The following is a 24,235-nucleotide window of genomic DNA, read 5'->3' on the forward strand; positions in this document are numbered from 1 at the left end:
GTTCACAAGCGTTTCGCCACTTCTTCGAGCATGACCTCGGTGGCACCACCGCCGATGGCCTGGACGCGGGCGTCGCGCACCATGCGCTCGATCGCAGCCTCGCGCATGTAGCCGAAGCCGCCGTGGAACTGCTGGCAGTCATAGACCACGTCGTTGACCAACTCGCCGCACAGCGCCTTGACCATCGACACCTCCTTGACGCATTCGCGCCCCTGCGCGTCGAGCCAGGCGGCGTGGTAAACGAGCTGGCGGCCGGCCTCGACCTGCGCCGCGCGCATTGCCAGGCGCTGGCGGATGGCCTGCTTGTCCCACAGCGTGGCGCCGAAGGCCTTGCGCTCGCGCACGTAGGCCAGCGTCAGCTCAATCGCGCGCGCAGCCTCGCCCATGGTTTGGGCGCCCAGCACGATGCGCTCGTTCTGGAAGTTGCGCATGATCTGGTAGAAGCCCTTGTTCTCTTCGCCCAGCAGGTTAGCGGTCGGCACGCGGCAGTCCTCGAACACCAGCTCGGCGGTGTCGCTGGACAGCCAGCCGCTCTTGTTAAGCGCGCGCCCGACCCGAAAGCCCGGCGTACCCTTCTCGACGATGAAGATCGAAATGCCGCGCGAGCCCTTGGCCGTCGGGTCGGTCTTGGCGGCGACGAAATACACATCGCCATGCACGCCGTTGGTGATGAACATCTTGCTGCCGTTGAGCACCCAGTGGTCACCGTCGCGCACCGCGCGGGTGCGGATGCCGGCCACGTCGGAGCCTGCATCGGGCTCGGTGACCGCCACGGCGCAAATCTTCTCGCCGCGGATGATGGTGGGCAGGTAGCGCTCGAGCTGTTCTGGCGTGCCAAAGTTGGCTAGGTGCGGCGAGGCCATGTCGGTATGCACCATCACCGTCACGGCAAAGCCGCCGTAGGTGGAGCGGCCGAGTTCTTCGGCCAGGATCGCGCTGTACACCGTGTCGAGCTTGGAGCCGCCGTGTTTCTCGGCGTAGCGCACGCCGAGGTAGCCGAGCTCACCCATTTTGCGCAGCACCGCGCGCGGCACCATGCCTTCCTCTTCCCATGGCGCTGCCTGTGGCACCACCTCCTGCTCGACAAAGCGGCGCAGATTGTCCCGGAACTGCCGGTGTTGCTCGTCAAAATAAATCGGCTCGTTCATTGCTTTTCCTCGGATTCGATTGTTTCCATGATCGCCAGCACATCACCACCGCGCACCGCGTCGCCGACGCGGCAACGCAGCTCGGCCACACGTCCCGGCGCTACCGCGCTCAGCGTATGCACCATCTTCATCGCTTCCATCTGCACCAGCGTGTCGCCGGCGTTCACACTCATGCCTACACTGACCTGCACCTGCGTCACCAGACCGGGCATGGGGGCGAGCAGGAGATTGCCGCCCAGCTCATCGGCACCCGCCGCGCCCTTGAGTGCGCGCTGCCAGCGATCGAGCCGGCGCCAGGCCCACGTGCCGCTCGGGCCAGAGAGCCACACGCGTTCGCCTTGCTTGGCGTGCTGCTCCACCGCCACCGTGAAGCGAACCGTCAGGCCGTCGCGCTGCAACGCCAGGGTGTCGCCGGCCAAAACCGCCGCCAGGGTCAACTCCCGATCGCCGACGCACACACGCCAGCTGTCACCCTGCGGCGAGACGCTGACTTCATGCACGCAGCGCTGCTCGTCTTCGAGCAGCACCTGTGTGCTGCCAGTGCCACTCCCAGCGCCGGCCGCGCGCCAGGCCCCGAGCGACTGCCAGGCCGAGCGGCCGGCCGTCGCCTGTTTGATCAGCACGCCGTGCACGGCGGCAGCCGCGATGGCCAGCCCATCGTCCGTGCGCGGCTGCCAGCCTGTGGGAAAGGCGCGTTCGATGTAATGTGTGGTGAGTACTTGCGCGAAGTGGTCATGGCGCAGCAGATCGGCCAGAAAACCGAGGTTGCAGTGCACGCCGAGCAGCACCGTGTCGTCCAATGCCGTGGCGAGCCGCCGTGCGGCGGTCGGCCGGTCGTCGGCATGGGCAATTACCTTGGCCAGCATGGAGTCGTAATAAGGCGTCACCTGACTGCCGTTGCGCACGCCGCTGTCGACCCGAACGCCCTCGCCGCGCGGCTCGCGGTAGTCGATCAGGGCGCCGATCTCGGGCGCAAAACCCGCCGCCGGATTCTCCGCGCAGACACGCGCCTCGATCGCGCAGCCGCGCTGCGACAGGTCCGGCTGGGCGAAGCCGAGCGGCTCACCAGTGGCCACCCGCAGCTGCCATTCGACCAAATCGATACCGACCGTCAACTCGGTCACCGGGTGCTCGACCTGCAGCCGGGTGTTCATTTCCAGGAAGAAGGTGTCGCCGCTGCGGCTGTCGTGGATGAACTCGATGGTGCCGGTGCTGTCGTAGCCGATGGCGTGCCCGATCGTCAGTGCGTGCGAAAACAGGGCCTCGCGCACGGCGGGAGGCAGGTGCGGCGCGGGCGCTTCCTCAATCACTTTCTGGTGGTTGCGCTGGATCGAACATTCGCGCTCGAACAAATGGACCAGATGCCCGTGCTTGTCGCCCAGCAACTGCACTTCGAGGTGGCGTGGCTCGTCGAGGTAGCGTTCCAGCAGCACGCGGTCGTCGCCGAACGAAGCCTTCGCTTCGCGTCGCACGGTATCCAGCGCGTCCGAGAAGTCAGCCGCGCTGCGCACCACCCGCATGCCCTTGCCGCCGCCGCCGGCCGAGGCCTTGATCAGCACCGGGTAGCCGATGCCCCCGGCCGCCGCCTGCAAGACCGCAGAGTCCTGGTCGTCGGCGTGGTAGCCCGGCACCACCGGCACGCCGGCTCCGAGCGCGATGCGCTTGGATTCGATCTTCGAGCCCATGCGCCGGATCGCCTCGCGCGAGGGACCCACAAAAATGAGCCCGGCGGCTTCGCAGGCGTCAATCAGGGCCAGGCTTTCCGACAAAAAGCCGTAGCCTGGATGGATGGCCTGCGCACCGGCGGCACGCGCCGCAGCCACGATGGCCGCAGCATCGAGGTAGCTGCGCGCGGCCTCCGGTGCTCCGATGCGCACGGCCGTGTCGCACAGGGCCACGTGCAGGGCTTCGCGGTCGGCGTCGGAATAGACCGCCACCGTGCGCAAGCCCATGCGGCGCGCGGTGCGGGCGATGCGGCAGGCGATCTCCCCGCGATTGGCAATCAGGAGGGTGTTAAACATCAGTCGCACGCCTTCATGCCAACACTCAGACCTGCCGCCACACCGGCAGCCGCTTGCCAAAAAAGGCTGCAATGCCGTCGCGCCCTTCTTCGGTTTCCCAGGCGTCGGCCAGCTTGTCAGCGGTGTAGATCATGTTGGTGGGCAGATCGTGCGCCTGCACATAGGCCACAAGCTTCTTGGTGGCCGCCACCGCGCCGGGCGCGCACTGCAGCAGGTCGGCGAGTTCGCGTTCAATGGCCGCGTCGAGCTGATCGGCCGCCACCACTTCTGAGAGCAGGCCCAGGCGCTGCGCCTCTGCCGCGCTCATGCGGCGCGCCGTCAGGAAGGTGCGCCGGGCGTTGGCTTCACCCATGCGCGCCACGACGTAGGGCGCGATATTGGCCGGCAGCAGGCCCAGGCTCACCTCGGTCAGCGAGTAGATGCCGGTATCGACCGCGATCGTGATGTCACAGACCGAGATCATGCCGACGCCGCCGCCATACGCGGGGCCATTGATGCGGCCAATGACGGGCATAGGCAGCTCGTTCAGGGCGCGCAGCATGAGCGCCAGATCGCCGCTTTCGCCCACGCGCTCGGCCCGGCTCTTTTTCATGTTGTCCTGCATCCAGCCCAGGTCACCACCGGCGCAAAAGGTCTTGCCGGTGCCGGTGAGCACCACCGCGCGCACGCCCGGCGCTACGGCCAGCCAATCGACGGCACGGCGCAGCTCGCAGATCAGGGTGGCGTTGAGCGCGTTATGAGTGTCGGGGCGGTTGAGCGTGAGGCGGGCCACGCCGCGCGCGTCGACGACCAGTTGAAGGGTTTCGTAGGTGGGCGTGTTCATAGAGGTTCTCTTACATGCGGTAAACAGGGGTTGCCGTACTCGGCAACGCACGGCGCGCCGCCAGCGCCAGCGCCAGGCCCAGCACGTCGCGCGAGGCCGAGGGTTCGATCAGACCGTCGTCCCACAGCCGGGAGGTGGCGTAATAGGGATCGCTCTGGCGCGCGTACTGCTCGCGTACCTTGCGTTCGATATCCAGCAGCCGCGCCTCATCAGCCGGGCCGCGCAGGTTAGAGCGTGCCAGCTCGACCATCACGTTGCTGGCAATGTCGGCGCTCATCGTGGCAACTCTGGCACTGGGCCAGGCGAACAGGAATTCGGGCTCAAAGCCGCGGCCGCACATCCCGTAGTTGCCGGCGCCATAAGAGCCGCCAACCACCAACGTGAGCTTGGGCACGCGCGCGCAGGCCATGGCATACACCATCTTGGCGCTGTGCTTGGCAATACCGCCACGCTCGGCCTCGGTGCCAACCATGAAGCCGGGGATGTTCTGCAAAAACAGCAGCGGTACTCCGCGCTGGTTGGCCAGTTCGATGAAATGCGCGCCCTTCAGGGCCGACTCGGCCAGCAGCGCGCCGTTGTTGGCGAGGATGGCGACCGGCTGGCCGTGGATCGCGCCAAAGCCGGTCACCAGCGTATCTCCCCACAACGGTTTGAACTCGTGGAAAGCGCTGCCGTCGAGCAGCCGCGCAATGATTTCGCGCGCGTCGTAGGGCTGTTTGGGGTCGACCGGTACGACGCCATCGAGCTCAATCGGGTCGTAACGTGGTGCGCTGGGCGGCAGCGGCGGCACCATGGGCGGCTCGGGCGGCAGGCTGGCGACGATCTGACGCAGCATGGCCAGCGCCTGATGCTCGTCCTCGGCCAGGTGGTCGCTGACACCGGAGACACGGCTGTGCATCTCCGCGCCGCCCAGGGTTTCGCCGTCTACCACTTCGTTGATCGCGATCTTGACGATGGACGGGCCACCCAGATGAATGCGTGCGTTACCGCGCACCATCACCACTTCGTCCGACAGCGCGGGAATGTAGGCGCCGCCCGCGGTGCAACCGCCGAACACGGCCGAGAGCTGCGGCAGGCCAGCCTGCGACATGCGGCACTGGCGGTGGAAGCTGTTGCCGAAGTGGTCCTTGTCGGGAAACACGCGGTCCTGCTCCGGCAAAAAGGCGCCGCCGCAATCCACCAGGTACAGGCAAGGCAGGCGCAGGCGCTGGGCAATCTCCTGCGCCCGTATGTGTTTTTTGACGGTTTCATGGAAGAACGAGCCGCCCTTGACGGTGGCATCGTTGGCAATGAACATGCAGGGCCGCCCGGCCACCATCCCGACGCCGGTGACGATGCCCGCACCCGGCACCTCGTTGCCATACTGATCCCAGGCCGCCAGCGGCGAGAGTTCCAGGAAGGCGCTACCGTCATCGACGATGAAGTCGATGCGCTCGCGCACCAGCAGCTTGCCGCGCTCGCGGTGGCGCTGGATGTGCGCGTCGCGCCCGCCGGTGGCCACCTCGGCCAGGCGTGCGCGCAGAAGAGCGATCTGACCCGCGTGGTGTGCAAGGTTGTCGCGGAAGCCCGGACCTTGCACATCGACCAGCGTTTGAATCACGGACATCCTGTTTCGTCCTTTGAAGCGCGGTCAGACCGCGGCGTAGCCACCATCGACCACCAACTCGGCACCCATGACGGTGGACGACTCATCGGAGGCCCCGGAACAGCACCACCGCCGACACTTCCTGATGCTGCACCGCCCGCCCGATTGGAGTGGTGCCGAGCAGCGATTTGTGATCGGCCGGATCGCTCAACAAGTCCTTTGTCATCGGCGTCTCGATGGCCCCAAGGTGAACCGAATTGACACGAATATTGAAAGGGGCGAGATAGGGCGCGCTGGCCATACTGAACAGCCGTACCTCGGCCTTGGAAGCCCCATAGGCACAGGGTGCGCCTAACGGCCGTAGATAGACAGGATGTTGATGATCGAGCCACCACCTGCCTGCTTCATCGTCGGCACCCCCGTCCGCGTGCCGAAAAAGGGGTAGCGCACGTTGACGTTGAACATGCGGTCCCACTCCGCCGCGCTGGCGAACGCCCGCCGCGACGGTTTCGCCAATCCCGGCGTTCATGTCCGCGACAGGCAGCTCGCAATGGACCTGGCCCATGCCCATCGCACTGCCCGTCACCAGAATGACCTTGTCCTGTACTCGACCAATGACCTTCTCCTTGTCATGTGATTCAGCGCACCGCCCCACAAATCTCTTGCATTCGCTGGCCGGCGCGAAATCCCTTGAGCGAGCCGCTGTGCATCACATGGCCCGACAGGGTGCGGCCGATGACGCGTTCGGCCAGAAGGGACGCCTCGATCAGCACCTCTAAATCGATGCCGGTCTCGATGCCCAGTTCCTGGCACATGAACACCATGTCTTCGGTGCAGATATTGCCGGCCGCGCCACCGTGCGTGTGACCCGCGAACGGACAGCCGCCCAGACCGGCGACCGAACTGTCGAACAGCCGCACGCCCATTTGCAAGGCGGCATAAACGTTGGCACCGCCGACGCCGCGCGTGTCGTGCAGGTGCAGGCCGATCTGAGCCTCCGGCACGATCGCGCGCACCGCGCCGACGCGGCGCTTGATCTCCTCGGGATTTGCCCAGCCCATGGTGTCGGCCAAGTAGACCGCCGGCAGCGGCACACGCCGGTCGGCGCAGGCATCGACCAGCCAGCGGACCTGATCGGTGAGGACCGACAGCGGCACGGCGCCACCGAGATTGCAGCCAAAAGCCGTGATCACGTAGGCCTTCTCCACCGGAATGCCTAGGGCGATGTAGCGGTCCAGCCAGCCGAGCTGGCGTTCGCGCATCTCGGCCACGCTGCAATTGTTGTTGCGCTGCGAAAACGGCTCGGTGGTGTAGAACATCAGCTTGCCGTCCAGGTCCACCTGTTCGCAGGCGCGCGCCCGCTCGAAGCCGTTGTCGTTGAGCCAGAGCGCCGTGTAGCGGGTGCCGGGACGCTTGACGATGGCGGCAAACAACTCGGACGTGTCGGCCATCTGCGGCACCGCACGCGGACTGACGAAGGACGCCACCTGGATCTGCTTCAGGCCCGAGGCCGCCAACGCGTCAATCAGCGCGGCGCGATCCGCCAGCGGATAGGTTTGCTGCTCCATCTGGAAGCCCTCGCGCGGACCTTCCTCATGGAACTCGACGGATGCAGGTAAATCACTCATGGTAAAACTCCTCGGAAATCAAGCGGCGGTGACTTCGGCCAGCACCTGGTGGCGCTCGACCATATCGCCCACTCGGCAGCGCAGGCTGCTCACGCTGCCTTCGAACGGCGCCGTGACGTGCAGCTCCATCTTCATCGATTCAAGCACGATCACGGTCTGGCCGAGGGCGACCGTCTCGCCGACCGCTGCCTTGACCGCGACCACCTTGCCCATCATCGGCGCGCCCAACTGACCGTCGGCTGCGGCGTCACCGGCGGCGCCCCCCAGATAGGGTTGCGCCGTAAACACGCTGCTGCCCAGCGCACTGGCGAGCTCGACCTGCTGCGCATCGCCCCGGATCGTCAGCTCCAGCGCCCGTCCGTCGCAATGCAACAGGGAGCTCCCGGCCGCCAGCGGCTGCAGCGAGGTGTTCACTTCCTGCTCGCCAATGACCAGGGTGCAGGCACCATGAACATCACGGGCCGAAAAGCGCACCGGCCACTCGGTCGCACCGACCTTTAGCACCAGGGTCGGCTGGGGCGCGGCCTGAATTGGCCCACTACTCAGACGCCAGCCGGTAAAGTTGTCCCACAGGGTCCAGCAGCCCAGCGCGGGCGACTCGGCGCGCCGCTGCGCCAGCCAGTGCAGCGCCGCCGCCGCCAGGTGCTCCAGTGGAGGCGCCGCGGGGGCCAGCACGCCGCGCTGCGCATGGCGCTCGTCAATCAGGCGGGTGTGGAAGGTGGCATCGCGGGTTTCCGGCCATTCCAGCAGTTCCTGTAGGAATTCCAGGTTGGTGACCAGGCCGATCACCGTGCTCTCGCGCAATCCGGCCACCAGCGCCCGGCGCGCCGAGTCGCGATCGCTCGCGTGCGCGATGAGCTTGGCGATCATCGAATCATAGTGCGGCGAGATTTCGTCGCCGCTGTCCACGCCGGACTCGATGCGCACGCCCGCGCGCGAAAAATCGACCACCTGCAGCCGCCCGGTGGCCGGCAAAAAGCCCGCAGTGGCGTCTTCGGCGCACAACCGGGCTTCGAAAGCGTGGCCGGTGCACTTCACGTCAGCCTGCGCCAGTGGCAAGCGGCCGGTGTCGGCAATGCGCAGTTGCAGCTCGACCAGATCGAGGCCGGTCACTTCTTCGGTCACCGGGTGCTCGACCTGCAGGCGCGGATTGACCTCCAGGAAGTAATGCGCATCGCCCGTGACCACGAACTCCACCGTGCCCAGGCCGCGGTAGTTCACGCCGGCGGCCAGTTTTACCGCATCGGCCAGGAGGGCGGCGCGCAGTTGGGGGCTCAGGCCGCTGGACGGCGCCTCTTCGATCACTTTTTGGTGGCGGCGCTGCAAGGTGCATTCGCGCTCGAACAGGTGAATGGCATGGCCCTGGCCGTCACCGGCCACCTGCACCTCCAGGTGGCGCACCTGCGGCAGGTAGCGCTCGACGATCAGTTCGCCATTGCCGAAGGCTTTTTCCGCCTCGCGCATGGCGCTCTCGATGCGCCCTTCCAGCCCGTCCAGCGTGTCGATCACCGCCATGCCGCGGCCGCCGCCGCCGGCCACGGCCTTGAGCAGCACCGGCAGCGTCATGCCGCGCACCAGGCCCAGCACCTCGGCCGGGTCGGTCATGCCGCCTTCGCTGCCGGGGATGACCGGCACGCCGAGGCGGGCCGCCTCGCGCTTGGCGCTGGCTTTGCCACCGACACGTTCGATGGTCTCGGCCCGGGGGCCGATGAAAGTGAGTCCGGCGGCTTCGAGGGCGCGCACGAAGTCCGCGTTCTCCGAAACGAAGCCATAGCCCGGATGGACGGCGTCGGCGCCCACGCGCCGGGCCGCCGCGATGATGGCCTCGATGTTCAGATAACTTTCGCTTGGCGCGGCGCCCCCGAGCTCAACCGATTCACCGATTTCGCGGACATGGCGGGCTAGACGGTCGGCACTGGAATGCACGGTGGCCACTTCCAGGCCGAGCTTGCGGCAGGTGCGGGCAATGCGGCAGGCGATCTCGCCGCGGTTGGCAATGAGGACTTTTTTAATCATGTCCGACTCCCGCGGCGAATTGGATCATCAAGACGGTAAGGATGCGTTGCATGGCTGGCGTCCTGGTTAGAAACGGAAGACACCGAACGGCGTCGGTTTGGCGGCAGTACGGGATGCGAGGTCGAGCAGCAGCCCCATGGCGTCGCGTGTTTCCACCGGATCGATGATGCCGTCCACCCACAAATTCGAGGAGAAATTCGTGGCTGGCTGGAAATCTTCGTAAATTTTGCGCACCGGGGCCTTGAACGCCTCTTCTTCCTCGGGCGTCCACTCTTTTCCCTCGGTCTTGTTGATCTGTTTGCGCACCAGCGCCATCACAGTGGCGGCCTGATCCGGACCCATGATGGCCGCGCGGCCGGTCGGCCAGGCAAACATCGCGGTCGGATTGAACGGGCGGCCGCACATCGCCAGGTAGCCGGCGCCGTAAGAGGCGCCCATGATGATGGTGTACTTGGGCACGTTGGCCGACGCCATGGCCGTGATCATCTTGGCGCCGGCCTTGGCGATCCCGGCCTGCTCGGCGGCGCGCCCGACCATGAAACCGGTCACATCGGCCATGAACAGCAGCGGGATGTCGCGCTGGCAGCACAAATCAATGAAGTGCGCCGCCTTCATCGCGCTGTCCGGGAACAGCACGCCCTGGTTGGCCAGGATGCCGACCTCGTGGCCATGGATGCGCGCAAAGCCGGTCAGCAAGGTGTCGCCGTACATCGGCTTGAATTCCTGAAACCGGCTGTCGTCGACAAAGCGCGCCAGAATCTCGCGCGTGTCGGTCGGAATCTTGGTGTCGCGGCTGATGATGCCGTAAATCTCGCGCGGATCGAAGCGCGGCGGCAGCGACGGCTGGCGCGTCCAGCGTGGCTTGGGCTGCTCGCCCAGGTCCCGTACGATTTCACGCGTGATGGCAAGCGCGTGGCGGTCATCTTCGGCGATGTGGTCGGTGACGCCGCTGACACTGCAGTGCATCTTGGCGCCGCCCAGCGACTCGGCATCCACCGTCTCGCCGGTGGCGGCAAAGGTCAGCTCGGGACCGCCGAGGTACATATAGCCCTGCTCCTTGACAATCACCGCCTCGTCGCACAGCGCCGGGATGTAGGCGCCACCCGCCGTGCAGGGGCCCATCACCACGGCAATCTGCTGGATGCCTTCGGCCGACATGCGAACCTGGTTGTTGAAAATGCTGCCGAACTGCCCCACATCGGGAAAGATGTTGGCCATTTCCGGCAGGAAGGCACCACCACTGTCCACCAGCGTGATGCAGGGCAAGCGGTGTGCCCAGGCAATCTGCTGCGCCCGCACATGCTTCTTGCAGGTCATGCCGTAGTAGGTGCCGCCCTTCACGGTGGCGTCGTTGGCGATGATCATGCACGCTCGACCCTGCACCAGGCCGATGCCGGTGATGATGCTGGCGCCCGGCGGCACACCGTCGTACATGCCTTCGCCGGCCAGCATGCCGACCTCCAGGAAAGGCGAACCCGGATCGAGCAGCACTTCGACGCGATGCCGCGGCAGAATCTTGTTGCGCGCCAGGTGTTTTTCCCGCGCTTTCAGGGGGCCACCGGCCAGCGCCTGTTGGCGACGACTCTGCAGGTCCGCGATCACGGCCTCGTAGGCTTGGCGGTTGAGCCGAAACTCGTCATCAGAAGTCGACACACGTGAAGAAAGAATGGTCATAGTCGCTCTTGCGTCGGTTCGTAAAAAAGTATCAGGGCTTGAACACGGGGGTGCGGCGGGCTTCGAACGCCGCCAGGCCCTCGCTGACGTCGTCGTCCATCAGGGCGACACTCGCCAGGTCTTCTTCCAGCTGGAGGCCGACCTCCAATGAGCCCTCCATGCCCTGGCGCGCCAGGCGCTTCATGGTCGCCATGCCGATGCGGCTGCGCGTGGCGATCTTGGTGCAGTACGCCAGCGCCTCTTCGTGCAGCTTGTCGGGCTCGACCACGTAATTGACCAAGCCCCACTGTTCGGCGGTGGCGGCATCAATCCAGCGCGCCGAGAAAAACATGTCCAGGCCGCGGCGCAGGCCAACGATGCGCGCAAAGCGCTGGCTGCCGCCCCAGCCGGGAATCAGGCCGAACTGGGCATGCTGGTCGCCAAAGCGCGCGTCCCTGGCCGCAAAGATGATGTCGCAGGCCAGCATCAGTTCACTGCCACCGGCCAGGGTCAGGCCCTGGCAGGCCGCCACCACCGGCAGATCGCTGCGCTCCAGGCGCTTGAGCACGCTGTGGCCATAGCTGATGAACTGCTTGAGTTTGGCCGGGTCAGCGCGCAGCAACTTCACCTCGTCGAGGTCGGCGCCGGTGCAGAAATGCTTGCCTTGCGAGCGGATCAAGATGGCGCGCACACCGGAGCCGGGTTTCTCGAATTCGTCAACCGCCGCCTCGATGCCCGCATGAACGGACATCGACAGACAATTGAATTTCTCGGGGCGTGCCAACTCGATGATGCCGACCGCACCGGAACAAGTGACGACGACAGGAGGGGGAACCTGACTCATTTCTTGCTCTCCTTGGCATACTGCACGGCGGCGCGGCCCACACGCTCGCGGGCAACGATCAGCTTCATGATTTGCGCCGTGCCGTCGCCGATTTCCAGGCCCATCACATCGCGCAGGCGCTGCTGGTGCGGCAGATCCATCGACCAGCCGTAGTGACCAAAGGTCAGCAGGCACTGGTGAATCGCGTCGAAAGCGGTTTTGGGTCCCATCCACTTGACCATGGCCGCTTCCGCGGTGTGCGGTTGGCCGGCGTCGCGCAAGGCCAGTCCGTGGTAACAAAGCTGGCGGCAGGCGGCGATCAGGGTCTCGAATTCGACAATCGGAAAACTCACGCCCTGGTACTGTGCCAGCGGTGCACCAAAGGTGTGGCGCTCCTTCACGTATTCCCAGGTTTCGTCGATCGAGGCCTGCGCGGCGGCCACGCACTGCAGCGCGATCAGGATACGGCTGAAGTCGAAACCCTGCATCACCTGCGTGAAGCCCTTGCCCTCCTCGCCCAACCGGTTTTCGACCGGCACCCGCACGTCGTCGAAAAACACCGAGCCACGGCCGATGATCTTGCTGCCGACGTCGTTGAAGCGGGTGCGCTGCACGCCTTTCTGGTTCAGGTCCACCAGGAACGCGCTGATGCCGCGCGCGCCATCCTCGGGCTTGCCGGTGCGCGCGAACAACACAATGGCATCGGCCTGGTCGGCAAAGGTGATGGAGGTTTTCTCGCCGGAAAGCACGTACTCGTCGCCCACGCGACGCGCCTTGAGTTGCAGATTGGCTGCATCCGAGCCGCCACGTGGTTCGGTCAAACCCAGCGCAACGATGGCCTCGCCCGCCACGATCCGGCTGTTCCAGGTGCGCGCCAAGTCGGGGGACGCATTGGCATGAATGATGGCGCCCATCAGCGAACTGAGCAACTGCATGTAGCTGACATTGAAGTCGCCATAGGCAATTTCTTCGGTAATGATGCCGGACGTGACACCACTCAAGCCCAAGCCGCCATATTCCTCGGGCAGATCAACACCGATCAGACCAAGCGCGCCCATTTCCTTAAACAGCGCCCGGTCGATGCCCGGTTGCGATTCGCGCTTCTGGTAATCGGGCCTGAGCTTCTCTCGTGCAAAGCGGCGCGCCACGTCACGCAGCGCAATCTGGTCGTCATCGAACATCATGGGTAATACCTCCTGGCTGACTGTTGCCGAAATCGCCGCCTGCATCACACCGTCAATCCGGACGAAGAATTTGAGGTGCTCGTCAATTGCATGGCTGGTCGACGCCGTATGATATATCATCGAACAGGTGTTAGTTAGATTTTCAAGGAAACTTTCTCGATGTCCACCGAAGCCACTGCTTTCTTTCCGACGCTACTGTCCGCCCTGAAGGTCGGCGCGCACACCCTTGGCAACCGGACGCTGATGGGCTCGATGCACACCCGTCTGGAGTCGCTGGACCGCTCCATCGACCGGCTGTCCCTGTTCTATGCCGAGCGGGCGCGCGGTGGTGCGGGCCTGATCGTCACGGGCGGCTATGCCCCCTGCCAGGATGGCCTGCTGGATGAAACCGGTCCCCTGCTTGTCACGACGGAGCAAGCCGATGCGCTCAAACCGATCCCACAGGCGGTGCATGCCGAGGGCGGCAAGATCATTCTGCAAATCCTGCATACAGGCCGCTACGCAAAAATCGCCAAGCCCGTCGGAGCCTCCGACATCCCTTCTCCGATCAACCCGCGCGCGCCGCGCGCCTTGAGCACAGCCGAAGTCTGGCAAACGATTGACGACTATGTGCGCTGCGCCGAACTCGCGCAGCGCGCCGGCTTCGATGGCGTCGAGATCATGGGCTCGGAGGGCTACCTGCTCAACCAGTTCACCGTCACGCGCACCAACAACCGCAGCGACGAATTTGGCGGCAGCATGGAAAATCGCCATCGCCTGCCGGTGGAGATCGTTCGTCGCACGCGCGCGCGGGTGGGGTCGCAGTTTCTGCTGATGGTCCGTGTTTCGGCACTTGATCTGGTCGAAGGCGGCGCCCCAGCCGATGAAATCGCCCAGCTCGCCCAGGCGGTGCAGGCCGCCGGTGCCGACATCCTCAACACCGGCATCGGCTGGCACGAAGCACGCATCCCGACCATTGCCTATGTCGTGCCACGTGCCGCCTGGCGCTTCGCCGCGGCTCGCGTCAAAAAAGCGGTGTCGATCCCGGTCATCGTCTCCAACCGGATCAACACGCCCGATCTGGCCGAAGAAATCCTGGCCAGTGGCGACGCCGACATGGTGTCGATGGCGCGCCCCTTCCTGGCCGACGCCGACTTCGTGCGCAAGGCGGCGCAGGGTCGCGCCGATGAGATCAACACCTGCATCGCCTGCAACCAGGCCTGTCTCGACTACATCTTCGCCCACCGGCCCGCGACCTGCCTGGTCAATCCCCGCGCCGGCCGCGAACTGGAGTTTTCGCTATTGCCGCCACGGGCCGTGCCGCGCAAGGTGGCGGTGATCGGCGCCGGCGCGGCCGGACTGGCCTGCGCGCTGACCGCGGCCGAACGCGGTCATGCGGTCACCCTGTTTGAAGCCGGGCCCGAGATCGGCGGCCAGTTGAACCTGGCCCGGGCCGTGCCGGGCAAGCAGGAATTCAATGAACTGCTGCGCTACTTCAAGCAAGGCGTGGCGCGGCATGGCGTGACGCTCAAGCTCAATACCCGCGCGGATGCCCCCTCTCTCGTCAACGGCCACTACGACCGCATCGTGGTGGCCACCGGCGTGCGCCCGCGCACGCCGCAGATCCAGGGCATAACTCACCCGAAAGTGGTGAGCTATGCCGACCTGCTGTCGGGCCGGGTGCAGGCGGGCCACCGGGTCGCGGTGATCGGCGCCGGGGGCATCGGTTTCGACGTGGCGGCGTTCCTGCTACACGAAGAACATGCTGATGGCGCCGCCAGCACGCCGCAGGCGGTCGACCGGTTTCACGCTGAATGGGGCGTCGACACTTCGCCCTCAGCCGCTGGCGGCCTGAAACCGATGCAGCCGGTCGGCTCGCCACGCGAAGTCACCTTGTTGCAGCGCAAGCCGGAAAAACCCGGGCGCAGCCTGGGCATGACCACCGGCTGGGCGCTCAAGGCCGAGCTGGCGCGGCGCGGCCTGCGCACGCTGTCGGGCTGCAGCTATGAACGCATCGACGACGCCGGATTGCATCTGAGCGTCAACGGCGTGCCACAGACGCTGGAGGTGGACACCATCGTCCTGTGCGCCGGTCAGGACAGCGAGAACGCATTGCTTGCCGAACTGCGCGCGCTCGGCCTCACGCCCGATCTGATCGGCGGCGCCGAGCTGGCCGCCGAACTCGATGCCTTGCGCGCCATTGACCAGGGCACGCGCCTCGGTCTGGCCCTCTGAACCCACTCGAGCATCCCTATGGATTTCACACCCAACCCAGAGCACGAATCCATCCGCGAGGCCATCGGTAAAATCTGCGCCCGCTTCGACGACGGCTACTGGCTCGAACGCGACAAGGTTGGCGGCTTTCCGCACGAGCTGCACCGCGCCCTAGCCGATGGCGGCTGGCTCGGCATTTGCCTGCCGCAGGAATATTGCGGCGGCGGGCTGGGCATCAGTGAAGCCACCGTGATGATGCAGGCCATCTCGCGGTCGGGCGCCGGGCTGTCGGGCGCATCGGCGGTGCACATGAACATTTTCGGCCTGCAGCCGGTGGCCGTGTTCGGCAACGAGGCGCAGAAACGCCGCATGCTGCCGCCGCTGATCGAGGGCCGCGAGAAGGCCTGCTTCGCCGTCACCGAGCCCAACACCGGTCTGAACACCACCCGCTTGAAAACCCGTGCCGAGCGGGTTGGCGACCACTATGTGCTGTCCGGCCAGAAGGTCTGGATCTCGACCGCCCAGGTGGCCGAAAAAATGCTGATTCTGGCACGCACCACGCCGATCGAGGACTGCAAGAAACCGACCTTCGGCCTGAGCCTGTTCTACACCGACCTCGACCGCCGTTTTGTGCAGGTGCGCGAAATCGAAAAAATGGGTCGCAAGGCGGTCGACTCGAACGAACTCTTCATCGACGGCCTGCGGGTCCCGGTGGAGGACCGCATCGGCGAAGAGGGGCGCGGCTTCGAATACATCCTGCACGGCATGAACCCGGAGCGGGTGCTGATCGCGGGCGAAGCGATCGGCCTGGGCCGCAAGGCGCTGGAGGTGGCCGTCAAGTACGCCGGTGAACGCGTGGTATTTGACCGGCCCATCGGGCAGAACCAGTCGATCCAGCATCCGCTGGCGCAATCATGGATGGAGCTTGAGGCAGCCGAGATGATGGCGATGCGCGCGGCCTGGAAATACGACAACAGCCTGCCCTGCGGCGCCGATGCCAACGCCGCCAAGTACATGGCGGCCGAAGCCGGCTTCAACGCCTGCCAGCGTGCCATGGCCACGCTCGGAGGCTATGGCTACGCCAAGGAATACCACGTCGAGCGCTACCTGCGCGAAATGATGATTCCGCGCGTCGCGCCGATCAGCCCGCAACTCATCCTGTGCTTCATCGCCGAGAAGGTGCTGGGTCTGCCCAAATCCTATTGACATTCACGAGCCCACGACCGATTTTCTTTCCGCCAAGGCCAGCAATGCCCTCGTCAATACCCTCTTTTAACCCATGACACCACCCACCCCATCATGACCACCACTCCCGACAGCGAACACGCTGAACAACTGAACATGCTGCGCGAAAGCGCACTCAGTTTCGCCGCCAAGGAATCGCCACTGACCCGCGCCCGCGCCCAGCGCCGGCAGACGCCGGGCTTCGAACGCCGCTTCTGGACCGCCCTGGCCGAGCAGGGCTGGACGGGGCTGCTGGTGCCCGAAACCATGGGCGGCTACGAGCAAGGCTTCGCTGAAATGGCCGAGGTGGTCGCCGCGCTCGCCACGCAGGTCGCGCCCGAGCCGGTGGTGCCGGTGCTGGTTTTCGCAGGCCGACTGCTGACTCATGCCGCCCCCTCAGAACTGGCCACGCGCCTGCTAACCGAGATGGCTGAAGGCCGCACCCTGCCCGCCGTGGCCTGGCAGGAAGACATCACCGGCGCCAAAGACCGCCCGGGCCAGGCTGCGACCCGGCTGGAGCGCCAGGGCGACTCCCTGCTGCTCAATGGCAACAAGCGCCATGTGCGCCCCGGCGCCGGGGCCGACGGCTACATTGTCAGCGCCACCGACCCGAACGGCCTGGCCCTGGTGTGGGTGCCGGCCGATGCGGCCGGCCTGGTAGTGAACAGCCAAGCACTGGCCGACGGCAGCTATGCGGCCGAGCTCGACCTCAACCAGGTCCGCCTGCCCGCCAGCCACCTGATGGCTGAGGGCCCGGGCGCGGTGGCCGCGCTGACCCGCGCCTACGACGAAACCCTGATCATGACCAGTGTCGAACTGCTGGCCCTGGTGCGCAGCATGCTGTCCATGACACAGGACTACCTGCGCACGCGAGTCCAGTTCGGCAAGCCGATCGGCAGCTTCCAGTCGCTACAGCACCGCGCCGTCGACCTGTTGATCCAGCAGGAACTGACCGCCAGCGTGGTGACGCAGGCGGTGGCCCTGCTCGATGCTCAGGACGGCGATGCCACAGCGCGCTCGGCCATGGCCAGCCGCGTCAAGTCGCGCGCGTCGGACGCCGGGCTGCAGGTGGCACGCGAAGCGGTGCAACTGCACGGCGCCATTGGCGTCACCGACGAATACGACCTGGGTCTGTACCTGCAGCGTGCCCTGGTGTTGGCCACCTGGCTGGGCAATGGCACCCAGCAACGCCGCCGCTACGCCGACCTCACCCGCAACGCCACCGCGCAGGAACACGCATGAACACCTCCTCCACATCCACCTCCACCGACTGGAATGCGCTCGACAACGCCAGCTTCCGCGCGACCCTGCGCGAATTTTTTGAAACCCGCTTTCCCGGCGAATGGCGCTACCCGCAGCGACGCCTGCGCTGGTCCGAAATCGGACCGTGGTACCTGGCACTATCCAAACAAGGCTGGGTTGCTCCGAACTGGCCCAGCCAATACGGCGGCATGGGCCTCTCGCCCGAGAAGCTCATCATTTTCATTGAAGAACAGGAACGCTGGGGCGTGGCGCGCGCGCCCGACATGGGCATCACCATGGTCGGACCGCTGCTGATCAACCACGGCAACGAGGCGCAACGCGCCTACTACCTGCCCAGGATCATCGCGGGCGAGCACATCTGGTGCCAGGGTTACTCGGAACCCAATTCCGGCTCCGACCTGGCCAGCCTGCGCACCGAAGCCGTGGTCGACGGCGACGACTTCATCGTCAACGGACAAAAGACCTGGACCACGCTGGCGCAGGACGCCACCCACATCTTCCTGCTGGTGCGTACCGACAAATCGGCCAAGAAGCAGGAAGGCATCAGCTTCCTGCTGGCCGACATGAAAACGCCGGGCATCACGGTGCGGCCCATCCGCAACATCGCGGGCAGCGAGGACTTCTGCGAGGTCTTCCTGGAAAACGTGCGCGTGCCGCGCACCAGCATCGTCGGCGAACTCAACAAGGGCTGGACCATCGCCAAGGCGCTGCTCGGCTTCGAGCGCATCTTCCTGGGCAGCCCCAAGCAAAGCCAGTACGCACTGGCACGCGTGCAAGAAGCGGCGCAGCGGCTCGGCCTGTTTGAGGACACCGGCTTTGTGGACCGCTACACCAAGCTGGCGCTGGACGTGGCCGACCTGGGCGCGCTCTATGGCCGCTTCATCGATCAAGTCAAGCGCGGCGAAACCCTGGGGCCCGATGTCTCGATGCTCAAGCTGTTCGCCACCGAAACCTATTCGCGCCTGGCCGACCTGCTGGTTGATGTCGTCGGCGCCAGTGGCGCCCTGCCCGGCCCCATCGCGCTGCCCGGTGGCAAAACCGATGCGCTGACCACCTTCTACAACGCGCGTCCGGCCACCATCTACGGCGGCAGCAACGAAGTGCAGCGCAACATCCTGGCTGCCAGCGTGCTGAAGTTGCCGTCATGAGCGACGCACGCAATTCCGTTTTTGAAGGCCCCGGCCCGGACGCGCAGTTCGCGCAGGCGCTGGCGCAGGGCCGCTTTCAGATCCAGCATTGCAGCGCCTGCGACCAGCATGTGTTTTACCCGCGCGCGCTGTGCACCCATTGCGGCTCGGCGCAACTCGAATGGGTGGCACCCAGCGGGGCCGGTTGTGTCTATTCCAGCACCACGGTGCGCCGCAAGCCACAGGCCGGCGGCGACTACAACGTGGCGCTGGTGGACCTGGCCGAGGGGCCGCGCCTGATGTCGCGCATCGACGGCGTGCCGCCCGACCAGGTGCGCATCGGCATGCGCGTGCAGGCCCGCGTGATCGACGACCCCATAAAGGGTAAGTTGCTGGTCTTCATCCCCGAGGGCGCCACACCATGAGCACCACCTCTCCCCTGCGTGGCGCCGCCGCCATCGTCGGCGCCAGTCTGAGCGGCGTTCCCATGGCGCCCGGTCGCAGCGCGCTCGAAATCCTGGGCGAAGCGGTACACGGCGCGCTGGCCGATGCGGGCCTGAAGCTGTCGGACGTCGATGGCCTTTTCACCGGTTCGTCCTATCACTTTCTCGCCGGCCTGTCAGTGGCGGAGTACCTGGGCATCCACCCCAAGTTCTGCGAAGCCACCATGGTCGGCGGCTCGTCTTACGTTAGCCACCTGCTCACCGCGGCCATGGCCCTGCACACGGGTCAGTGCGAAGTGGCGCTGATCTGCTATGGCAGCAACCAGGGTTCGGGCTTCGGCAAGCTCAAGTCGATGGCCGAGACCCCTTTGTACGAAGCGCCCTACGAGCCGCGCTACCCGATTTCCAGCTACGCCCTGGCCGCCGCGCGCCACATGCACCAGTACGGCAGCACGCGCGAAGACCTGGCGCACATCGCGGTGGCGGCGCGCCAGTGGGCGCAGCTCAATCCGCTGGCCTATGCGCGTGAGCCGCTCAGCATCGAGCAGGTGCTGGCTTCGCGCCTGGTGAGTGATCCACTGTCGGTGCTCGATTGCTGCCTGGTGACCGACGGCGGTGGTGCCCTGGTGCTGGTACGCAGCGAGCGGGCGAAAGACTTTCCCAAGCCGCCGGTCTACGTGCTGGGCGCGGCCGCCGCCACCTGGCACCGCCAGATCGGCTCCATGCCCGACCTGACCGTGACCGCCACCGCCGAGTCGGGGCCGCGCGCCTTCGCCATGGCCGGGCTGGCACCGAAGGACGTGGACGTGCTGGAGCTGTACGACGCCTTCACCATCAACACGCTGCTGTTCCTCGAAGACCTGGGCTTTTGCGCGAAGGGCGAAGGCGGCGCTTTTGTGCGCAACGGGCGCATCGCGCCGGGTGGCGTGTTGCCGGTCAATACCAATGGCGGCGGCCTGTCGTGCTGCCACCCCGGCATGTACGGCATGTTCCTGCTGATCGAGGCGGTGCAGCAACTGCGCGCCGAAGCCGGCGACCGCCAGGTTCCGGGCGCGGAGATCGCCCTGTGCCATGGCAACGGCGGCGTTCTTTCAAGCCAGGTGACGGCCCTGCTGGGCACGGCCGCCACCGTCTGATCTTTCCACTTCACAACCAGGAGACATATCCATGAACAAAGGCACCATGCTGCAAGACAAAGTCGCCGTGGTCACCGGCGCGGGCCGGGGCATCGGCCGCGACATCGCACTGCTAATGGCGGCGCAAGGCGCCAAGGTGGTGGTCAACGACATCGGCGCCTCGGTTGGCGGCGAAGGCAGCGATGCCAGCCACGGCCAGCAGGTCGTCAACGAGATCAAGGCCGCTGGTGGCCAGGCCGTGCTCAGCACCGACAGCGTCTCGACCTGGCCCACGGCCAACCGCATCATCGAGTGCGCGGCCGACACGTTCGGGCGCATCGACATCGTCGTCAACAACGCCGGCATCCTGCGCGACCGGCTGTTCTTCAACATGTCACCCGAGGAGTGGAGCGCCGTCATCGACGTGCACCTGAACGGCAGCTTCTTCACCTCGCGCGCGGCCGCCCCGCATTTCAAGACCCAGAAATCGGGCGCCTACGTGCACATGACTTCCACGTCGGGCCTGATCGGCAACCTGGGCCAGGCCAACTATGCCGCCGCCAAGCTGGGCATCGTGGCCATGTCGCGCCACATCGCCGGCGACATGCAGCGCTACAACGTGCGCTCCAACTGCATCTCGCCTTTTGCCTGGAGCCGCATGATCGGCGCCATCCCCACCGACACCCCCGAGCAGCAGGCGCGCGTGGAAAAGCTGAAAAAACTCGGCACCGAACAAATTGCGCCGATGGCCACCTTCCTGGCCAGCGATGCCGCGGCCGACGTCACGGCCCAGATCTTCGCCGTGCGCGGCAACGAGATTTTTCTCATGAGCCAGTCGCGCCCGATCCGCGGCATGCACACCGCCGAAGGCTGGACGCCCGAGACCATCGCCGAGCGCGTGCTGCCCGCGATGAAGCAGAACTTCTATCCGCTGGAGAGCTCGAACATCGTGTTCTCCTGGGACCCGGTCTGAGATGCGCGCCCCCACGTTTGCGGCTTTGCCGCTGCACTGCCCCCCGAGGGGGCCTCGCCCTTCTTGGGGCGGCCCGACGAAGTGCGGCGCCTAGCATCATGTCCATCAACTACAAGCACCTGATGGCATGGCCGTTCGAGGACGTGCGCCATCGCTACACGCAACGCGACACCATGTTGTACGCGCTGGGCGTCGGCCTGGGCACCGACCCGACCAACGAGACCGAGCTGCGCTTCGTCTATGAGAAAGACCTGCTGGCGCTGCCTACGCTGCCGGTGGTGCTGGGCTACCCCGGCATGTGGCTCAAGGACCCGGCCACCGGCGTCGACTGGGTGCGGCTGGTGCATGGCGAACAGGGCCTGCGCCTGCACCGCCCCATTCCCGCCGAAGGCGAGGTGATCGGACGCACGCGGGTGAGCCAGATCATCGACAAGGGGCCGGACAAGGGTGCGCTGATCTACACCGAGCGAACGGTGCTTGATGCCGCCAGTGGCGAACTGCTGGCCACGCTGACTTCCACCACCTTCTGCCGCGCCGACGGCGGCTTTGGCGGTCCGGCCGGGCCGGTCAAAACCGTGCATGAGCTGCCCACGCGCACAGCTGACCACAGCGTCGACTTCGCCACCCAGCCACGCGCCGCGCTGATCTACCGGCTCTCGGGCGACTACAACCCGCTGCATGCGGAGCCGGCAGTGGCGCGCGCGGCCGGCTTCGAGCGGCCCATCCTGCACGGCCTAGCCACCTATGGCATTGCCGGTTGGGCCCTCACCCAAAGCGTCTGCGGCGGCGACCCGAGCGCCCTGCAGTCGCTGGATGTGCGCTTTTCGTCACCGGTTTATCCCGGCGAAACGATACGCACCGAGATCTGGGTGGATGGCAAGGTCGTGTCGTTTCGCGCCCGCGCCGTCGAACGCGACATCGTCGTGCTGAACAACGGCCGCGCCGAGCTGCGCTGACATTCACTGATCTTTCTTCTCCCCTTTTTTCCAACTTTCCCATTTTTTTCAAGGAGCCTCAAGATGAACTACGCTGACTTTCAATTCCTCAAGTTCGAAAACAAGCCCAATGGCGTGCTGCTGATCACCATCAACCGCCCCGAGGTGATGAACGCCACCAATGCCCGCCTGCATTGGGAACTGACCAAGGTCTGGGGCGTCGTCAATGACGATCCAAAAACCAAGGTGGCGGTCATCACCGGTGCCGGCGACCAGGCCTTCTCGGCTGGTGGCGACCTGGATTGGGTAGGCAACATGGTCGGCAACCCCAAGGAAATCGCCAACACCATGACCGAGGCTGCGGACGTGGTCTACAACATGATGGCCTGCGACAAGCCCATCATCTCGGCCATCAATGGCGTGGCCGTGGGTGCCGGTCTGGCGGTGGCCTTCCTGGCCGACATCAGCATCATGGCCGAAGAGGCCAAGGTGACGGACGGTCACGTCAAAATCGGCGTCGCCGCTGGCGACCACGCGGCGATCCTGTGGCCGCTTTTGTGCGGCATGGCAAAGGCCAAGTACTACCTGCTGACGGCCGATTTCGTGAATGGCAAAGAAGCCGAACGCATCGGTCTGGTCAGCCTGTGCGTGCCGCGCGCCGAGCTGATGGACAAGGCAATGGCCGTGGCCAACAAGCTGGCCAATGGCAGCCAGCAGGCGATCCGCTTCACCAAGCGCTCGCTTAACGGCTGGATGAACATGGCGCGCCCGATTTTCGAGAGCTCGCTGGCGATGGAAATGCTGTGCTTCCTGGGTGAGGACGCCAAGGAAGGCGTGGCCTCGGTACGCGAGAAGCGCGCGCCCAAGTTCCCTTCCGCCCAACTGTAAATTAAGAAAGGAGTCCCCATGGATTTCAACCTGACCCAGGAACAACGGATGATCTACGAGTACGGCGACCGTATCTCGAAGCAGTTCGACCACAACTACTGGAGAGGCTACGCCGAGAAGAACGAGCGCCCGAGCGAACTGTACAAACAGATCACCGACGATGGCTTTCTCGGCATCATGGTGCCCGAGGCCTATGGCGGTGCCGGCCAGGGCATGACCGAAATGCTGCTGTTCATGGAAGGACTTTCCAACAACGGCATTCCGCTGCTGAACCTGGTGGTCGGCCCGACCATGACCATGGGCCTGCTGGCCAAGCATGCCAGCGAGGACATGAAGCGCCGCTTTCTGCCGGGCGGCTGCACCGGCGAGATCAAGTTCTGCTTCGCCATCACCGAACCCAACGCCGGCTCGAACTCGATCGAGATCACCAGCATCGCCAAGTCCGACGGCAAGGGCGGCTTCCGGCTGAACGGCCAGAAGGTCTACATCACCGATGCCAATTGCGCCGACTACGCCATGGTCGTCACCCGCACCACGGCGCGCGCCGACGTGAAGAAGAAGACCGACGGCTTCACCATCTTCATGGTGGACATGAAGAAGAAGGGCATCAGCAAGACGCTGATTCCGATTGCGTTCCCGGTGCCCGAGACGCAGTGGCAGGTGTTCTTCGACGACGTGGCGCTGACCGAAGCCGACGTGCTGGGTGAGGTCGGCAAGGGCTTCAACATCCTGTTCGACACGCTGAACCCCGAGCGCATCATCCTATCGGGCCTGTGCACCGGCGTCGGCCGCTTCGCACTGAAGAAGGCCGTGGCCTACGCCAACGACCGCAAGGTGTTCAACAATACCCCCATCGGCGCCTACCAGGGCGTGCAGCACCCGCTGGCGATGGCGCGCAGCGAGATCGAGCTGGCCTCGCTGATGGCGCTCAAGGCCGCCTGGGCTTTCGACCAGGGCCTGCCAGCCGGCGAATTTTCCAACATGGCCAAGTACGCCGCGGCTGAGGCCGGCATTCACGCCGTCGACAGCGCGATCCAGTGCTTCGGCGGCAACGGCTTCACAAAGGAATACGGCATCTACGATCTGTACGGCCTGGTGCGACTGCTGCGCACCGCGCCGCTAAATCGTGAAATGGTGCTCAACCACATCGCCGAGCATGTGATGGGCCTGCCGCGCTCGTACTGACAGGCGTC

At 65.5% G+C, this 24,235-nt stretch carries 21 protein-coding genes; 10 read left to right on the forward strand and 11 right to left on the reverse strand.

Annotation, left to right across the window (positions count from 1 at the left end):
* Positions 1-2 precede the first annotated feature (2 nt).
* From PSV26_RS03435 to PSV26_RS03485, 11 genes are all read right to left on the reverse strand, one after another.
* Positions 3-1,148: an acyl-CoA dehydrogenase family protein gene (locus PSV26_RS03435; RefSeq protein WP_300567768.1), complete on the reverse strand. Its 1,146-nt coding sequence runs from the start codon at positions 1,146-1,148 to the stop codon at positions 3-5.
* The gene (locus tag PSV26_RS03440; RefSeq protein ID WP_300567770.1) at positions 1,145-3,169 is read right to left on the reverse strand and encodes a biotin carboxylase N-terminal domain-containing protein; all 2,025 of its coding nucleotides are present in this window, start codon (positions 3,167-3,169) and stop codon (positions 1,145-1,147) included. The genes PSV26_RS03435 and PSV26_RS03440 overlap by 4 nt, the downstream gene beginning before the upstream one ends.
* Before the next feature lie 25 nt (positions 3,170-3,194).
* Positions 3,195-3,992: a crotonase/enoyl-CoA hydratase family protein gene (locus PSV26_RS03445; protein ID WP_300567773.1), complete on the reverse strand. Its 798-nt coding sequence runs from the start codon at positions 3,990-3,992 to the stop codon at positions 3,195-3,197.
* A 10-nt stretch (positions 3,993-4,002) separates the two neighbouring features.
* Positions 4,003-5,598, reverse strand: coding sequence for a carboxyl transferase domain-containing protein (locus PSV26_RS03450; RefSeq protein ID WP_182118930.1), 1,596 nt, complete (start codon positions 5,596-5,598; stop codon positions 4,003-4,005).
* Positions 5,599-5,680: 82 nt separating this feature from the next.
* Positions 5,681-5,878: an SDR family oxidoreductase gene (locus tag PSV26_RS03455; RefSeq protein WP_056278186.1), complete on the reverse strand. Its 198-nt coding sequence runs from the start codon at positions 5,876-5,878 to the stop codon at positions 5,681-5,683.
* Positions 5,879-5,928: 50 nt separating this feature from the next.
* Entirely contained in the window at positions 5,929-6,042 is a 114-nt protein-coding gene (locus tag PSV26_RS03460) for a hypothetical protein (protein ID WP_250637255.1), read from the reverse strand.
* A 173-nt stretch (positions 6,043-6,215) separates the two neighbouring features.
* Complete coding sequence (locus tag PSV26_RS03465) at positions 6,216-7,205, reverse strand: hydroxymethylglutaryl-CoA lyase (protein ID WP_300567778.1); 990 nt, start codon at positions 7,203-7,205, stop codon at positions 6,216-6,218.
* A gap of 18 nt (positions 7,206-7,223) precedes the next feature.
* Positions 7,224-9,221 (reverse strand): biotin carboxylase N-terminal domain-containing protein, encoded by a 1,998-nt coding sequence (locus tag PSV26_RS03470; RefSeq protein WP_300567781.1) that lies wholly within the window; start codon positions 9,219-9,221, stop codon positions 7,224-7,226.
* 66 nt (positions 9,222-9,287) lie between these two features.
* The gene (locus tag PSV26_RS03475) at positions 9,288-10,895 is read right to left on the reverse strand and encodes a carboxyl transferase domain-containing protein (protein ID WP_300567783.1); all 1,608 of its coding nucleotides are present in this window, start codon (positions 10,893-10,895) and stop codon (positions 9,288-9,290) included.
* A 31-nt stretch (positions 10,896-10,926) separates the two neighbouring features.
* Positions 10,927-11,718 (reverse strand): enoyl-CoA hydratase/isomerase family protein, encoded by a 792-nt coding sequence (locus PSV26_RS03480; RefSeq protein ID WP_300567787.1) that lies wholly within the window; start codon positions 11,716-11,718, stop codon positions 10,927-10,929.
* On the reverse strand, positions 11,715-12,881 hold the full coding sequence (locus tag PSV26_RS03485) for an acyl-CoA dehydrogenase family protein (RefSeq protein WP_300568064.1): 1,167 nt from the start codon (positions 12,879-12,881) through the stop codon (positions 11,715-11,717). The genes PSV26_RS03480 and PSV26_RS03485 overlap by 4 nt, the downstream gene beginning before the upstream one ends.
* 159 nt (positions 12,882-13,040) lie before the next feature.
* Between PSV26_RS03485 and PSV26_RS03490 the strand changes: the two genes are divergently transcribed.
* The 10 genes from PSV26_RS03490 to PSV26_RS03535 all read left to right on the forward strand — a co-directional run bounded on the left by PSV26_RS03490 (position 13,041) and on the right by PSV26_RS03535 (position 24,227).
* The gene (locus PSV26_RS03490) at positions 13,041-15,095 is read left to right on the forward strand and encodes an NADPH-dependent 2,4-dienoyl-CoA reductase (protein ID WP_300567790.1); all 2,055 of its coding nucleotides are present in this window, start codon (positions 13,041-13,043) and stop codon (positions 15,093-15,095) included.
* Positions 15,096-15,113: 18 nt separating this feature from the next.
* Positions 15,114-16,280, forward strand: coding sequence for an acyl-CoA dehydrogenase family protein (locus PSV26_RS03495; protein ID WP_300567793.1), 1,167 nt, complete (start codon positions 15,114-15,116; stop codon positions 16,278-16,280).
* A 93-nt stretch (positions 16,281-16,373) separates the two neighbouring features.
* Positions 16,374-17,540 (forward strand): acyl-CoA dehydrogenase family protein, encoded by a 1,167-nt coding sequence (locus PSV26_RS03500; RefSeq protein WP_300567796.1) that lies wholly within the window; start codon positions 16,374-16,376, stop codon positions 17,538-17,540.
* The gene (locus tag PSV26_RS03505; protein WP_300567799.1) at positions 17,537-18,709 is read left to right on the forward strand and encodes an acyl-CoA dehydrogenase family protein; all 1,173 of its coding nucleotides are present in this window, start codon (positions 17,537-17,539) and stop codon (positions 18,707-18,709) included. The genes PSV26_RS03500 and PSV26_RS03505 overlap by 4 nt, the downstream gene beginning before the upstream one ends.
* On the forward strand, positions 18,706-19,113 hold the full coding sequence (locus tag PSV26_RS03510) for a Zn-ribbon domain-containing OB-fold protein (RefSeq protein ID WP_300567802.1): 408 nt from the start codon (positions 18,706-18,708) through the stop codon (positions 19,111-19,113). The genes PSV26_RS03505 and PSV26_RS03510 overlap by 4 nt, the downstream gene beginning before the upstream one ends.
* Positions 19,110-20,267, forward strand: a complete 1,158-nt coding sequence (locus tag PSV26_RS03515) for a thiolase (protein WP_300567805.1) — start codon at positions 19,110-19,112, stop codon at positions 20,265-20,267. Before PSV26_RS03510 ends, PSV26_RS03515 begins: the two co-directional genes overlap by 4 nt.
* Before the next feature lie 31 nt (positions 20,268-20,298).
* Positions 20,299-21,219, forward strand: a complete 921-nt coding sequence (locus tag PSV26_RS03520; RefSeq protein WP_300567807.1) for an SDR family oxidoreductase — start codon at positions 20,299-20,301, stop codon at positions 21,217-21,219.
* A 98-nt stretch (positions 21,220-21,317) separates the two neighbouring features.
* Positions 21,318-22,175 (forward strand): MaoC/PaaZ C-terminal domain-containing protein, encoded by an 858-nt coding sequence (locus tag PSV26_RS03525; protein ID WP_300567810.1) that lies wholly within the window; start codon positions 21,318-21,320, stop codon positions 22,173-22,175.
* Positions 22,176-22,238: 63 nt separating this feature from the next.
* Positions 22,239-23,042 carry an enoyl-CoA hydratase/isomerase family protein gene (locus tag PSV26_RS03530; protein WP_300567813.1) on the forward strand — a complete coding sequence of 268 codons (804 nt, stop codon included), beginning with the start codon at positions 22,239-22,241 and terminating at the stop codon, positions 23,040-23,042.
* Positions 23,043-23,060: 18 nt separating this feature from the next.
* Positions 23,061-24,227, forward strand: a complete 1,167-nt coding sequence (locus PSV26_RS03535; protein WP_300567816.1) for an acyl-CoA dehydrogenase family protein — start codon at positions 23,061-23,063, stop codon at positions 24,225-24,227.
* The last annotated feature ends 8 nt before the right edge of the window (positions 24,228-24,235 follow it).

It is taken from the genome of Polaromonas sp., assembly GCF_029945685.1.
In the GTDB taxonomy this organism is placed as follows: Bacteria; Pseudomonadota; Gammaproteobacteria; order Burkholderiales; family Burkholderiaceae_C; genus Polaromonas.

What these genes read in the sequence shown, in the direction of transcription:
- PSV26_RS03535 (WP_300567816.1), top strand. Translation starts at nt 23,061, where the DNA reads ATGGATTTCAACCTGACCCAGGAACAACGGATGATCTACGAGTACGGC.
- PSV26_RS03475 (WP_300567783.1), bottom strand. Translation starts at nt 10,895, where the DNA reads ATGACCATTCTTTCTTCACGTGTGTCGACTTCTGATGACGAGTTTCGG.
- PSV26_RS03455 (WP_056278186.1), bottom strand. Translation starts at nt 5,878, where the DNA reads ATGGCCAGCGCGCCCTATCTCGCCCCTTTCAATATTCGTGTCAATTCG.
- PSV26_RS03495 (WP_300567793.1), top strand. Translation starts at nt 15,114, where the DNA reads ATGGATTTCACACCCAACCCAGAGCACGAATCCATCCGCGAGGCCATC.
- PSV26_RS03465 (WP_300567778.1), bottom strand. Translation starts at nt 7,205, where the DNA reads ATGAGTGATTTACCTGCATCCGTCGAGTTCCATGAGGAAGGTCCGCGC.
- PSV26_RS03515 (WP_300567805.1), top strand. Translation starts at nt 19,110, where the DNA reads ATGAGCACCACCTCTCCCCTGCGTGGCGCCGCCGCCATCGTCGGCGCC.
- PSV26_RS03510 (WP_300567802.1), top strand. Translation starts at nt 18,706, where the DNA reads ATGAGCGACGCACGCAATTCCGTTTTTGAAGGCCCCGGCCCGGACGCG.
- PSV26_RS03440 (WP_300567770.1), bottom strand. Translation starts at nt 3,169, where the DNA reads ATGTTTAACACCCTCCTGATTGCCAATCGCGGGGAGATCGCCTGCCGC.
- PSV26_RS03480 (WP_300567787.1), bottom strand. Translation starts at nt 11,718, where the DNA reads ATGAGTCAGGTTCCCCCTCCTGTCGTCGTCACTTGTTCCGGTGCGGTC.
- PSV26_RS03485 (WP_300568064.1), bottom strand. Translation starts at nt 12,881, where the DNA reads ATGATGTTCGATGACGACCAGATTGCGCTGCGTGACGTGGCGCGCCGC.
- PSV26_RS03445 (WP_300567773.1), bottom strand. Translation starts at nt 3,992, where the DNA reads ATGAACACGCCCACCTACGAAACCCTTCAACTGGTCGTCGACGCGCGC.
- PSV26_RS03525 (WP_300567810.1), top strand. Translation starts at nt 21,318, where the DNA reads ATGTCCATCAACTACAAGCACCTGATGGCATGGCCGTTCGAGGACGTG.
- PSV26_RS03435 (WP_300567768.1), bottom strand. Translation starts at nt 1,148, where the DNA reads ATGAACGAGCCGATTTATTTTGACGAGCAACACCGGCAGTTCCGGGAC.
- PSV26_RS03490 (WP_300567790.1), top strand. Translation starts at nt 13,041, where the DNA reads ATGTCCACCGAAGCCACTGCTTTCTTTCCGACGCTACTGTCCGCCCTG.
- PSV26_RS03450 (WP_182118930.1), bottom strand. Translation starts at nt 5,598, where the DNA reads ATGTCCGTGATTCAAACGCTGGTCGATGTGCAAGGTCCGGGCTTCCGC.
- PSV26_RS03520 (WP_300567807.1), top strand. Translation starts at nt 20,299, where the DNA reads ATGAACAAAGGCACCATGCTGCAAGACAAAGTCGCCGTGGTCACCGGC.
- PSV26_RS03500 (WP_300567796.1), top strand. Translation starts at nt 16,374, where the DNA reads ATGACCACCACTCCCGACAGCGAACACGCTGAACAACTGAACATGCTG.
- PSV26_RS03505 (WP_300567799.1), top strand. Translation starts at nt 17,537, where the DNA reads ATGAACACCTCCTCCACATCCACCTCCACCGACTGGAATGCGCTCGAC.
- PSV26_RS03530 (WP_300567813.1), top strand. Translation starts at nt 22,239, where the DNA reads ATGAACTACGCTGACTTTCAATTCCTCAAGTTCGAAAACAAGCCCAAT.
- PSV26_RS03460 (WP_250637255.1), bottom strand. Translation starts at nt 6,042, where the DNA reads ATGTTCAACGTCAACGTGCGCTACCCCTTTTTCGGCACGCGGACGGGG.
- PSV26_RS03470 (WP_300567781.1), bottom strand. Translation starts at nt 9,221, where the DNA reads ATGATTAAAAAAGTCCTCATTGCCAACCGCGGCGAGATCGCCTGCCGC.